Origin of the sequence: Lacrimispora xylanolytica, from assembly GCF_026723765.1 — a bacterium.
Taxonomy (GTDB): Bacteria; Bacillota; Clostridia; order Lachnospirales; family Lachnospiraceae; genus Lacrimispora; species Lacrimispora xylanolytica.
Map to the genome: position 1 here is coordinate 1,673,127 of NZ_CP113524.1, position 12,255 is coordinate 1,685,381.

Consider the following 12,255-nt stretch of genomic DNA (forward strand, 5'->3'; position numbering starts at 1 on the left):
CCTTTGACAGGGATAATAGCTAAAGCAACGGAAGTTACTTATGATACGCTTTGTTTAATGCATTCAGAATGTAATCAGGGCTTTGAGCACCAGATATTACATATTTGCCGTCAATAATAAAGTGGGGGATGCTGTTAATTCCAAGCTTTGCGGCTTCTTCTTCGTCTCTTTGTACCTGAGAGGATAGGGTACCATTCTCATACTGGGATTGGAAGTGGGTCAAATCCACGCCCAGGTCTTTGGTAAGCTGAAAGAGAACTTCTTTGTCTTCTAAGTGGAGTCCCTGAGTGAAGACCCCTTCAAACAGGCGGCGGATCAGTTCCAGATTCTTTCCCTGACCAGCAGCATAGTGTACCAATTCATGGGCCAGCCTGGTACGTTCCACTTGAAACAAGTCAAAGCGGATATTGAGTCCCACCTGTCTGCCTGCTTCTGTAATACTGTCATTGTTGGCTTTTGCCTGGGCATAGCTGACATGATACTTATCTGCAATAATCTGGTTAATGTCTTTGCCTTTGGTGGAATCGGATGCCATATTAAGCTCAAAGCTTTTGAAAATCAGTTCCACCTCATCACGGTGTTCAAATTTTTCCAGTGCAAGTTCCAGCTTCCGTTCTCCCAGATAGCAGTACGGGCAGACGAAATCAAACCATAGTTCAATTCTCATAAAACAAACTCCTTTCTATTCCAGAGGAATGGAGTGACATTGTTTAAGTGTAACTAATAAAATTACAGTTATTAATATCATTATAAAGTTCTATGAGAATTTTGTCAATACTGGAAGCTTAAATTAGGGGTTACTCTTGTTTGGTCAGCTTTTTATATGCCACCAGGTCCTGGTTCCAGGAATCATAGGTTTTGTCCTTACGGTGATCGGTCAGAATTCCTTGCTTCGATAAATAAGAACCGATATAGCCTGATATTTTAACACTGCCGAAGTAATTTGGATGATCTCCCTCATCTCTGGTATCCTTATTCCAGTCCATAGGAACTTCAGAAGTCATAAGATTAAGATCAAGGAAGGTAAGCTGGTTCTTTTCTGCAAGGGAAACTGCGGTATTGTGCTTGCCTGGAGTCCAGTTCTTAGGGGTAGGTACAGAGTAAAGAACCAGTTGAATGTTCTGTTCCCTGCAAAGCTCAATAATTTTATTAATATACTCCATAGGCTGGTCACCAATGGGATAAACGGAATCACTTTCCCTTATATAGGGTCCGCCTTTGTAGGGATTTATTACTGGTACATATTTAAAGCCCTTATAGGTGTTGACCGGTCCGTCAGCCGCCTTATTTTTTAAATTTCTCAACATATTTAAGTGGAAATATTTCCAGTTGCTGTGGAATTTGTAAACTGGGAACATATTCTTCATGTTCTCGTCCACCATATTATCCAGCGCACTTAGATATTCAAAATCCCTGTAAAATGCGTTTGTTTCCAGAAAAACAATTTTAGGGGTTTGCTTTTTTAAGACCTTCTCAAATAAGTAATAAGTATCCTGGAGCCGCTGTCCTGGTACTCCACAGTTATAACCTGTATAGCCGTAATCCTTCCAGATTTCCATGGGGGATATACTGGATACGGCTTCGCTGTCACCGATAACGATATAATCAATGGTATTTTCAGCCTCACTTGTAATGCTGTTTGTTTTTTTATATAAACCGCTGTCCATGGTGTTGTTTGGAAGGATCAGATACGATAATCCATACAGCAAAATAAAAAGTCCGGATAGAAAAAGAACTATTTTGACCTTGTTATTGATTTTCATTTCATCACCTCTTAAAATCCGGCATAAATTAATTTCACCGGTAAATATCCCTCGCCGTAAGCACCAAAAATAAGCACCACAAAAATTGCGGCATAAAGAAAGGCAAAACGGGCGGGCATGCGCCATGCAGAAACTTTATCACGAATGGAAATTCCCCGCTCATGAATCACTCCCACAATAAGAACCGTAAGGAGGCCAAAGAATGCGGCATAGAAATCCTGAATGGATACCCCTAGCTTAAGGAGAGAACCGTCAGTCAGTACCGACCAGTGAAAACCGGTAAAAATGGAAGCGAACATCTGAAACCCTAAGGTCAAGTTTCTTGCAGCAAAAAACAGCTCGCCGACGAATACAATGATGAGAAGCTTTATAGTCTGAAACACACGGTAGAGAATACCTTCCCTGTTCATGTGAAGGGCATTTGTCACTGTCACGACCCATGGTTCCATAAGATTTTCCAAAAGTATGATCACTAAATAATACATTCCAAAAAAGATGTAATGCCAACCAGTTCCATGCCAGAATCCATTGGCCAGCCAGACTCCCAGCAGTGGAAGTGCGGAAGATAATATCTGACCTAAGTGCTTTCCAAATCGTTCCCGGGATTTTTTTCCCAGCTTTTTTCCGAATTTTGTCAAAGAGATGGGATAGAACACGTAATCCTTTAACCAGGTGCCAAGGGTAATGTGCCACCTCCTCCAAAATTCAGACGCATTTTTTGCAAAAAAAGGCTGGCGGAAGTTTTCCGGTATAATAACACCAAAGATTTCTCCGGTACCAATGGTCATATCAATACAGCCTGAAAAGTCAGCATAGAGCTGGAACGTATATAAAACGGCACCAATAATAATCGTAATACCGCTGTAATTGCCAGGTGTATTAAAGATATTGTCCACAAGAGGATTTAATCGATCTGCGATGATAAGCTTTTTAAACAATCCCCAAAGAACTCTTTGAAGACCATAGGTGAGGTTTTTATAATCCAGAGGCTTTCCGCTATAGAGAGAATCTGCTGTCTGATTGTAACGGCAGATGGGTCCTTCCATTAAAGAAGGGAAGAAGGCAAGATAAAGGGCAAGCCGCTCTAAATTATCATCAGGCTTGATTTTTTCGTAATAAACATCAACCAGATAAGATACTGCCTGCAAGGTGTAAAATGAGATTCCAATGGGTACTACAAAATGCAAGGCAGGCACTACTTCTTTAAAAGAAAAGATATGAAGTATGCCATTGATGTTCTTCACAAAGAAATTAGAGTATTTCAGCACAAGTAAAATGCCAAGCTGAAAACCAATGGAAAGCCATAGAATGCGGCGGCGTTTCCTTGCATAGACTGCTTTCAATGCCTTTTTGTCCTGGGAAGCCAAAAGCTCCCGTTCCCCCTCTGCTTTGCAATAGCCAAGCCACAAACCACCATGATGGATGAGCAAGGTAGACAGCAGCAGGTATATCAGGAGCTTTCCACTGATGGAATAAAAGAAGATATAGCTGGCCAGTAAAAGGACCTTTGAACGGTGGCGCTGGGGGCAGAAATAGTATGCCGCCAGCACCAGTGGGAAAAATGCAAAAAGGTAAAGGGGGGAAGTATACGTCATCTTTTATTCCTCTTTCAGACGGGTGATCATACTCCAGATTGCATCTGCGGAATTAAAGTTTGCAGGGACCATTTCACCAGGGGTAATTTCAACGTCAAAGGCCTCTTCTAATTCAGGAATGAGAGAGAGGATGGAAAAAGAATCTAACAGTCCTCCGTCAATGAGTTTTGTCTCTGTTTCATAATCAATGCCTGGGTTAATTCCATTTAAAATTTCAAATAACTGTTCCATAAGTTTTCTCCTTTATGATTGAATATAATTGAATAAATTGGTTGGTGTAGAGGGTCTGGCTTCTATATACTGATCCTTCTCAGAATAGAGAAGAACGGTGGGTAAATCCCGGCTTAAGAATAATGACATTCCTTCTGTGACAGAATAAGCTCCAGTCTTTTCAAATGACAGATAATCTCCAGTCTTTAAGCCTGTAAGAGGATACTGCTTGACAAGCATGTCATTTACCGTGCAAAGAGAGCCGCAGATGGTCCACTCACCTTTTTCTCCATCCTTTTCTCCCAGATGCTTTATGAACGGCTTTTTCATGGCGAGCATCTGTCCGTAATAATTCACCTGATGACAGCCGCCGTCGACGATGCAGTAGGATTGGCCCTTGTTTGTTTTCATATCCACTACCTTTGTCACATAAGAACCGCAGCAGGCGGCCATAAAGCGGCCCATTTCCAGGGTGACAACTCCTCCAAAGGTCATTTCCTCAATGGCCTTTGACAGCTGATGGAGCATTTCATCCTCCTGATTTTCTTCCTCTTCAAAGTAGCAGACGGGGAGTCCTGGGCCATATTCGATTTTCTTAACAATAAAGCCGTATTTTTCTTTCCAGGCATCACAAAGACCATCAAGTCTTTTAAGCTCTTTAAAAAGTTTAGAAGAAGATTTCTTTTGAGTACCAGAAAAATACTGAATTCCTTCCATGGTGATCCACTCATAAGGACCTTTCCGGATCAGTTCCTCCAAAAGCTCCTCATCCATTCCAAACTGGTTTCCGCTGGTAAGCCTTAACAGTACATTCACATGGGTCTTGTACTTTTCTGCACAGGCTGTAATCATCTGCCAGTGGGAAAGAGACTCTACGGTATAGGTAATGCGTTCACCGAAGGTTTTTACGGCATGGTCTACGTCTGATATGTTCTTATGGACACCAGACATGACGATTTTTTCGCCGGGGACATTGGCTCTTTCGCAAATAGAAAATTCTCCGGGAGAGCAGACCTCAAAGAAATCCACCTGATCCACCAGGCTTTTTATGAGAAATGGATTGGCCTTCATGGCATAGCACAGCTCCACCTGATGGCCAAGGATTCCTCTTATTTTTTCAATCTGTCCGGCCAGGGTATCCAAATCAAACAAATAGAGAGGCGTTTGATAAGTGCGGACAGCGTTAGTTAAGGTTGTGTGATTGATTGAATTTTTCATATACACATCTCCAGTAATTTTTTTCTGTCAATTTTCCCATTAGGGGTAATGGGGAATTCGGTGAGAGAGTGAAAGCCAGTGGGTATCATATAGGAAGGAAGCGTGCTTCGCATCTTTTCAGAAAGTTCCTTTCCGTCCATGGTGCCTACATAAAAGGCTGTAATTCTGTTTCGTTTCTCATCGAATACACAGCAGGCCCGTTCCATGGAGGGGTAGCTGTTCATAGCCATTTCGATTTCTTCCAGCTCAATGCGGTGTCCCATATGCTTGATCTGAAAGTCTTTCCGTCCGGCAAAGCAAAGGTCCTTGTTTTCGTTATAAAAGGCCAGGTCTCCGGTTCGGTATATCAGCTCCAGATAATGATTGTTCAAAGGATTCTGGACAAAGGCACGCTTTGTCTGTTCCGGGTTATTATAGTAACCAAGGGCAAGGGCAGTACCAGCCACACAAAGCTCTCCGTTTATTCCCGGACCTGTCACCTGCTTATCCTCCTCATCAAGGAGAAATACCTTTTCATTGGGAAATGGTTTTCCAATGGGTATTTTTTCATCGGTCTGAAACTCCCGGTCTATCTCATAATACGTGCAGTTACAGGTGATTTCCGTGGGGCCGTAGAGGTTTACATACCTGGCATCAGGAAGATACTTCTTCCAGGTGTTCAGCTGCTTGACCGGCATGGCCTCTCCGCTGAATAACACCTTGTTAATCTGATCAGGTACCTTGTAGGTGAATCCCTTCAGCTGGGATACGAGGCAAAGTGCAGATACTGCCCAGATTAAGGTAGTCACCTTCTGCTCGCACAAATAATCCAGTAGCAGAGTGGGAATGGAAAACATTCTTTTTGGTATGATCACCATGGCAGCGCCCGTTTTTAACGTGGAATAAATGTCTTTTACGGATACATCAAAGTCAAAGGGTGCCTGATTTCCGATGATGTCCTCCTCTGTAATGTGGAAGAGATCAGGGAAATATTCCATGAAATCTATGACGGACCGATGGCTGACCAGGACGCCTTTTGGAATGCCGGTAGAGCCAGAGGTGAAGTTACAGTACAATGGATCCACATCAAGGGAATGATTACGAATTTCTCTTAAAGCCGTTTCCCTGATTTCGTGTTTCACCATCTCATGATAATCAAAGCATTTCCCCACATAACCGGCTTCCTTAAGAACGTTTCTATCCTCACCCAGGGTGATGACAGAGCCTGCATTGGAGGTTTCTAATATCTGACGGATTCGAACGGGCGGCTGGTCCATGTTGATGGAGATATAAAAGCAGCCTGCAGCCACAATTCCCATAAATGCGGTCAGTGCCTCCACACTTTTATCCATGAAAACGGCCACTGGACGCCTGGGAGCTTCCTGCTCCGATAAAAAGCTTCCGATGCGCCTGGCATTGTGTAACAGCTCTTCATAAGTAATACTTTTTTCTGGATCCAGGACTGCTGTTTTGTCAGGGTACAACTTAGCGGATTGTTCCAGGTATTCTAATACATTTTTCATACGTTACGCTTCCTTTCCTTGGGCTGACACTGGAAAGCTGGCCCTGGCTTCAAACCGAGTCCGGTTTTTTCTTATCTTAAAGGTCCCTTTCATCTGCTCTGTTATTTTGCGGCAGGTCTTAAGACCGATTCCAGTACTTTCCGCCAGAGAATCATCCTGTCGGATATCATTGCTGATGCTGATGATTATGTGTTGTCCATTGCATTCGGCATTCACAAGAACTGGCCCACTGGTGCTTGCATATTTTCTTACATTGGAAAACAGGTTATCAAAGAGACGCTTAAAGTATTGAATATCACCTGTCATCATACAGGACTGCTCCAAAAGCCCGGTCCTCACATCAAACCCCTGATTGCTTAAATCAAATACATGCTCGCTGATCAGCTGTTCTAAAAGGATGCGCGCATCAAAGGTCTCTTTCTTCATTAGTATGGTCTCCTTGCCAAATACAAGGAAGTATTGAAACAGCTTATCGGACAGCTCCTTAAGCTGCAGGGATTTTTCTTTGCAGCTTTTGATATATTTAGAAAGCTGTTCTTCTGAATGATATCCCTCCGTTTCCAGAATCTCCAGATAGCCGATGAGAGCCGTGAGAGGAGTTCTGATGTCATGGGACATGGAAGTAATCAGCTCGCTGTTAGCTTCCCATGCCTCCTTTTCGCTTTTGTAACGTGTAATAATGGAATTTCTCATATTGTCAGCATTTATGGCAAGTAGAGCTATCTCATCATTCCCTTTATGGTAAATGGGCTGTTCTAGATTTCCCTGTTCAATCAGGGAAACTTCTTTTGACAGGAGCATGATCCGGGCAATGATTTTGTGATTATAAAAGATCACAATGCCGAACAAAAACAAAAAGAAAACTCCAAGGGATATATAAAAAACAATGCTGTACCATTTGATTTCCGAGGAATCGATAATGGATACAGAATAGACCCCGTCGGTAAATGCAATGTTTCTAGTCAGCTGCTGGCTTTCTTCCAGGAAGGTTCCTGTGGACTCGTAATTGTAATAAGCATCGTTCCAGAAGCCGGATTCATATAAAATCTCATCGCCGCTGTAAATGGTCAAATACGTGTATTTATGGCTTTTGACCCATTTGGACAAAGCCCTTACATCTTTCACCGAAAGTTTATTTTTCCTGATATAAGCTTCCATGGAATTTTGATAGTTTTCCAGCCGTTTTGTGGAAGCATCTGCATTCAAATGATTCTTGGAAATCAGGTAATCTCCCAGAGACTGAGTCGCAAGATACATGAGAAAGCTGATCAAAAGACCTAAGGCCAATATATAGACCTGTTTGTAACGGAGGGAAGATCTTATACTAAACTTCATCAATCTGATAGCCCTTTCCCCAAACGGTGCGTATGATCGTTGGATTATTGGAATCAAGTTCCAGCTTCTTTCGCAGCTTCAAAATGTGAACCATTATGGTATTGGTAGAGGAGGGAAGAAACTTATCATTCCAAACGCCCTCGTAGATGGCTCTGGCATCCTTTGCACTGCCCCTGTTTTTTACAAGATACATGAGAACCTGAAACTCTGTATCCGTTAGGTCGATTTTTTGGTTCTCCCGGTACACCTGACGGCTTTGGGTATTAATAAGCACATCCTGAATCCGGATTTCTGAATTACTGATGTTTGGCTGGGATTTTCCTTTGTATATCACGTATCTTCTTAAGAGTGAATGAACCTTCATAAGAAGCTCCGACTGGGAAAATGGTTTTACCAGATAATCGTCCCCGCCAGTTTCATAAGCTTCTGTCTTATCACTTTCCTTTGATTTGGCGGTGAGAAAGAGTATGGGTGCGGAAGAGGTTTTTCTGATTTCCTTGCATACATCGATTCCGGACAGACCGGGCATCATGATATCAAGAATAATTAAATCAATGTCCTGATTTTTTGAAACGGTTTGAAGTGCTTCCTTACCGTTAGAGGCATCCCAGACAGAATAGCCTTTATTCTCCAAATGGATGCGGAGTACTTCCCGAATATCGGCATCGTCATCCACAATTAAAATCTGCTGTGCAGTCTCCATGGTCCGCGGCCTCCCTCTTAGTAATTTGAATATGAAAAATTATAACATTTGGGTCAAGAATAACAATGTGTTTTAGGAGGATTTAAGAATTATTAAGAAATGAAATACGGCTTTATTTCCTGTTATTTTCCCACCATACGATTCTCCTGCTTTCTACCGTATTAGCATGTCCATGATTCTTTTTGTTTTCTTAAATTTCACTGACAATATGAGAAAGATAAACGGAAACAAATCATAGGAATTGAATGTGAATTACATATATTTAACAAAAGATAAAAAATAAGGATTATTTCTCACTTATGGGGAAAGAAAGTCATAGGATATAATTAAGTAACACCTTTGGAGATAATAAATGAAAGAGTATGATTTTTCTGGAATGACCTCTGAACATTCTCCTTTTATGAATTTTACAGAAACCATTTACGATCAGAAATTTATGGATATGGACATATACAATTATCCGGAGAATCTTGCCAATGCCATGGAGCTGATGAAACAGGCATTGAATGGAGAAGTTGAAGATCAGATGTTTTATATGTGGCTGATCAGCAACGCTAAAACCGAAGAAGAAAGGCAGATTATTGGAAGCATCCGTGACGATGAAGTGGGACATTTTGAATTATTCCGTCAGATTTATTATGATCTGACCGGTATGGATCTGCGTCAGGTGTCAGAAGAGACATTTATACCACCGGAAAGCTATTGCGAAGGAATAGCCAGAGCGCTTTTAGGCGAGCAGAATGCAGTGCGGAACTACAGAAAGATTCTTTACGCCATGCAGTCCCGTATTCATATAAATATGCTCATTGATATTATTACCGATGAGATCAGACATGGGATTCTTTACAATTATCTGTTTAGTAGAAATGGCTGTTAAGGAAGCCAGATTGATGCGTAATGCATGCACATAGCAGGGCTTTTTTTACAGCCCTGTGTACATAAAATACGAAAGAAAACAGCACAATAAAAAGAAAAACATTCAGGAGGTACCTATGCCAAAAGACAGTCAGCCAGATAACAAAAAGGCCAGAATGGAAAAATGCAACGGACAAACACCCATTACAAGAGAGAATCAAAACAAGAACAAAAATGCCAAAAGAAAGTCCATTGAGCATAATGATGTATAAGCTTTATTCCCCTAAAAAGATATCAGAAGTGTCCCAAAAGGCCTTCTGGTATCTTTTTTATCATAAAGTTTCCTTAGGGAAATCCCACATTGACTCCCGTATGGTTCCTGTTATATAATGATAGTTAGTTATATCTAACTAAAGTGTAATTCGTTCAGAAATGTCGGTTGCAATAGCAGCTTGGAGGTAAATATGAAGGAAACCAGATGGGGGGGAACATTTGGCAGTTTTTATGGAGCCGTTTCAGAGGATGAAGTAAGGCAGTTTTCTCATGTTTTAAAGGAGTGCAGCTGTTTTGAAGGAATTCCGGAATCTAAATACACGGCAGTGTTATGCTGTCTGCGGGCCAGACATAAGACATTTTCAAAGGGCAGTATGATATTACAGGTCAGTGACCGGGAAAACCTTGCCGGGGTTGTATTAAAAGGAACTGCAGAGCTGACCTTATACAGTGAAAATGGAAGTCAGATCAATATCAACCACTGTTCCTGTGGGGATATGTTTGGAGAAGACCTTGCCTGCTCAAAATCCGCAGACAGCTCTATGCAGATCTGGGCGGTAACGGACTGTGAGATCCTTTTTCTGGACTTCGCCTCATTGTTTTCCATGGAAGGTGGAACCTGTCCCTTTAAAATGCGGGTATCCACCAATCTCCTTCGGGAATTTGCAGACAAAGCCAGATTTTTAAATGATAAGGTACGCATTCTGGCTCAAAAGCGGCTGCGGGATAAGTTAAAGGTTTATCTGCAGCTGCAAACAGGGAGCAGGGAAGGAAGGATTGAACTTCCATTCCGGAGAAATGAACTGGCTGAATTTCTTTGTGTGGATCGAAGTGCCTTATCCCGTGAACTATCAAGAATGCAGCAGGAAGGAATTCTATCCTATGAAGGAAGGAAGATTCACATACACGATCAAAGCTTTCTTAAATAGCAAATGACGCAGTAAGCGATTTTTAAAATTGAAACAGCCTTTGGAAAGAGCGCTTCCCTGGCTGTTTTTTTAATTACCAGATGATAGATGTGATTTTAAGGACAAACAGCTCCCATGAACGAATCTGTGGAAACGATAATATAGTGGTAGCGTAGGCTCTAAATCCTATAATTTTTTTTAGAAAGGTAAAGATATATGATGAAAAAATGGGAAACAATCACGGGAACGTCTATTTCTGCAAAGGCAGAGGGTATTTCACTGACAGAGAGCGGAGGCTGGTTTGAAAGCGCATATCTGAAATGGAAGCCTGTAGACAAAGCGGTATCTTACCAGGTTTTAGTAAAATCTGCTGGAGCAGGCGACCCGGCCTACGTGCAAATCGATGATACACTGATTCGTAAGTATCCCTCGTATTTCAGGGCGGATGCATTGGGGCTTTCTGCTGGTCAATACACTTTTAAGCTGGAAGTGAATTTTGCCAATGGTTCCAGCAAAACCATAGTCTCTGAACCAATCGCTGTAAAAGCAAACAGCAGGACCGGATTTGCTTTTTCTGGGGAATCTCCCTCCCAGACAGGGTCCGGCGCTTATGAGGAAAATGGAGCTTTAAAAAATGGGGCGCAGATTGTATATATCACGGCTGCAACGGCAAAAACCGTAACTCTTGATGTCATAATAAATAATTCTGGGAAAAAACAGACCGCAACTGGAATTGGGGAGATTATGACCCTGCGTCAAAAGGGCTATGATAAGACCCCTCTTATCATTCGTTTTATTGGTCAAATTACAGGAGAGGATATGTCCGGCCAGCTAAACAGCAGTGGATACCTTCAGGTAAAAGGCAAATCAGCCTATACAGAGATGAACATGACCTTAGAAGGCGTAGGAGATGATGCAACGGCATATGGCTGGGGCATTCTCGTTAGAAACTGTAAGAATCTGGAGATCAGAAATTTAGGCATTATGCTGTTTCCTGATGATGGAATCTCCCTTGATACGAGTAACTGCAATGTATGGATTCATCACAATGATATCTTCTACGGAGCAGCAGGTTCTGATGCGGACCAGGCAAAGGGGGATGGTTCTATTGATGTTAAAAATGCATCCACCTATGTCACCGTATCCTATAATCATTTCTGGGATTCCGGGAAGTGTTCTCTTTGCGGCATGAAGGACTCTGAAGAATTTTTCGTCACCTATCACCATAACTGGTATGATCATTCCGATTCCCGCCACCCAAGAATCCGGCAGGCATCGGTTCATATCTATAATAATTATTATGATGGTATCGCAAAATATGGAGTTGGTGTGACAAATGGAAGCTCTGCATTCGTAGAGGAAAACTATTTCAGGCATTGCAAATATCCAATGATGAGCTCTCTACAGGGCACAGATACCCTGGGGAAAGGAACCTTTTCCGGTGAGAACGGAGGAATAATAAAAGCTTATCATAACAGGATAGAACAGGCAGACAGCCTTATTTATGCCAATACCAACCATGGAACAACAAGTGGAAATGAAACCTCCTTTGATGCTTATGAAGCTTCCAAACGAGGTGAAATCGTTCCAGCCACCTATAAGACCATGGCAGGAAATACTTCCTATAATAATTTTGATACCTTAAAAGATCTGGGTGCTAATCAGGCAGACATTGACGATGTAACAGCAGTAGAAGGTATCGTAACTAAGGAAGCCGGCCGTATGAATCAAGGTGATTTTACCTGGAAGTTTAATAACGAAACCGATGATACTTCTTATGGTTTAAACAGTGAGCTCATGTCTAAAATAAGGAATTATAAGACCCAGCTTATATCTGTGGGAGTGAAATAAATTCCCTGAGAATCCGCATTAGAATCACTGGTTTCAACCTTA

At 41.9% G+C, this 12,255-nt stretch carries 12 protein-coding genes; 4 read left to right on the forward strand and 8 right to left on the reverse strand.

Translation table 11 applies throughout. The features are described from left to right. Positions 1 to 34 precede the first annotated feature (34 nt). From OW255_RS07870 to OW255_RS07905, 8 genes are all read right to left on the reverse strand, one after another. On the reverse strand, positions 35 to 667 hold the full coding sequence (locus OW255_RS07870) for a DsbA family oxidoreductase (RefSeq protein ID WP_024836464.1): 633 nt from the start codon (positions 665 to 667) through the stop codon (positions 35 to 37). A gap of 130 nt (positions 668 to 797) precedes the next feature. Continuing rightward, on the reverse strand, positions 798 to 1,763 hold the full coding sequence (locus OW255_RS07875; protein ID WP_024836463.1) for a hypothetical protein: 966 nt from the start codon (positions 1,761 to 1,763) through the stop codon (positions 798 to 800). Between the two features lie 11 nt (positions 1,764 to 1,774). After that, complete coding sequence (locus OW255_RS07880; RefSeq protein ID WP_268116301.1) at positions 1,775 to 3,358, reverse strand: MBOAT family O-acyltransferase; 1,584 nt, start codon at positions 3,356 to 3,358, stop codon at positions 1,775 to 1,777. 3 nt (positions 3,359 to 3,361) lie between these two features. Further along, complete coding sequence (locus OW255_RS07885) at positions 3,362 to 3,589, reverse strand: acyl carrier protein (RefSeq protein ID WP_024836461.1); 228 nt, start codon at positions 3,587 to 3,589, stop codon at positions 3,362 to 3,364. Between the two features lie 12 nt (positions 3,590 to 3,601). Further along, positions 3,602 to 4,786 (reverse strand): alanine racemase, encoded by a 1,185-nt coding sequence (locus OW255_RS07890; RefSeq protein WP_268116302.1) that lies wholly within the window; start codon positions 4,784 to 4,786, stop codon positions 3,602 to 3,604. Next, entirely contained in the window at positions 4,783 to 6,288 is a 1,506-nt protein-coding gene (locus OW255_RS07895; RefSeq protein WP_268116304.1) for an amino acid adenylation domain-containing protein, read from the reverse strand. The genes OW255_RS07890 and OW255_RS07895 overlap by 4 nt, the downstream gene beginning before the upstream one ends. A gap of 3 nt (positions 6,289 to 6,291) precedes the next feature. Beyond that, entirely contained in the window at positions 6,292 to 7,623 is a 1,332-nt protein-coding gene (locus OW255_RS07900; RefSeq protein ID WP_024836458.1) for a sensor histidine kinase, read from the reverse strand. Continuing rightward, a complete protein-coding gene (locus OW255_RS07905; RefSeq protein ID WP_024836457.1) occupies positions 7,613 to 8,326 on the reverse strand; it encodes a response regulator transcription factor in 714 nt (237 codons plus the stop codon). Before OW255_RS07905 ends, OW255_RS07900 begins: the two co-directional genes overlap by 11 nt. A gap of 352 nt (positions 8,327 to 8,678) precedes the next feature. On the opposite strand from OW255_RS07905, the gene OW255_RS07910 reads away from it, so the two are divergent. From OW255_RS07910 to OW255_RS07925, 4 genes are all read left to right on the forward strand, one after another. Further along, positions 8,679 to 9,203 (forward strand): ferritin-like domain-containing protein, encoded by a 525-nt coding sequence (locus tag OW255_RS07910; protein ID WP_268116306.1) that lies wholly within the window; start codon positions 8,679 to 8,681, stop codon positions 9,201 to 9,203. A gap of 115 nt (positions 9,204 to 9,318) precedes the next feature. Beyond that, positions 9,319 to 9,453, forward strand: coding sequence for a hypothetical protein (locus tag OW255_RS07915; RefSeq protein ID WP_268116307.1), 135 nt, complete (start codon positions 9,319 to 9,321; stop codon positions 9,451 to 9,453). 192 nt (positions 9,454 to 9,645) lie between these two features. After that, positions 9,646 to 10,383: a Crp/Fnr family transcriptional regulator gene (locus OW255_RS07920; RefSeq protein ID WP_024836455.1), complete on the forward strand. Its 738-nt coding sequence runs from the start codon at positions 9,646 to 9,648 to the stop codon at positions 10,381 to 10,383. Between the two features lie 195 nt (positions 10,384 to 10,578). Continuing rightward, the gene (locus OW255_RS07925) at positions 10,579 to 12,213 is read left to right on the forward strand and encodes a pectate lyase family protein (protein ID WP_268116308.1); all 1,635 of its coding nucleotides are present in this window, start codon (positions 10,579 to 10,581) and stop codon (positions 12,211 to 12,213) included. Positions 12,214 to 12,255: the final 42 nt, after the last annotated feature.

What these genes read in the sequence shown, in the direction of transcription:
- OW255_RS07880 (WP_268116301.1), bottom strand. Translation starts at nt 3,358, where the DNA reads ATGACGTATACTTCCCCCCTTTACCTTTTTGCATTTTTCCCACTGGTG.
- OW255_RS07905 (WP_024836457.1), bottom strand. Translation starts at nt 8,326, where the DNA reads ATGGAGACTGCACAGCAGATTTTAATTGTGGATGACGATGCCGATATT.
- OW255_RS07870 (WP_024836464.1), bottom strand. Translation starts at nt 667, where the DNA reads ATGAGAATTGAACTATGGTTTGATTTCGTCTGCCCGTACTGCTATCTG.
- OW255_RS07895 (WP_268116304.1), bottom strand. Translation starts at nt 6,288, where the DNA reads ATGAAAAATGTATTAGAATACCTGGAACAATCCGCTAAGTTGTACCCT.
- OW255_RS07920 (WP_024836455.1), top strand. Translation starts at nt 9,646, where the DNA reads ATGAAGGAAACCAGATGGGGGGGAACATTTGGCAGTTTTTATGGAGCC.
- OW255_RS07875 (WP_024836463.1), bottom strand. Translation starts at nt 1,763, where the DNA reads ATGAAAATCAATAACAAGGTCAAAATAGTTCTTTTTCTATCCGGACTT.
- OW255_RS07925 (WP_268116308.1), top strand. Translation starts at nt 10,579, where the DNA reads ATGATGAAAAAATGGGAAACAATCACGGGAACGTCTATTTCTGCAAAG.
- OW255_RS07910 (WP_268116306.1), top strand. Translation starts at nt 8,679, where the DNA reads ATGAAAGAGTATGATTTTTCTGGAATGACCTCTGAACATTCTCCTTTT.
- OW255_RS07885 (WP_024836461.1), bottom strand. Translation starts at nt 3,589, where the DNA reads ATGGAACAGTTATTTGAAATTTTAAATGGAATTAACCCAGGCATTGAT.
- OW255_RS07890 (WP_268116302.1), bottom strand. Translation starts at nt 4,786, where the DNA reads ATGAAAAATTCAATCAATCACACAACCTTAACTAACGCTGTCCGCACT.
- OW255_RS07915 (WP_268116307.1), top strand. Translation starts at nt 9,319, where the DNA reads ATGCCAAAAGACAGTCAGCCAGATAACAAAAAGGCCAGAATGGAAAAA.
- OW255_RS07900 (WP_024836458.1), bottom strand. Translation starts at nt 7,623, where the DNA reads ATGAAGTTTAGTATAAGATCTTCCCTCCGTTACAAACAGGTCTATATA.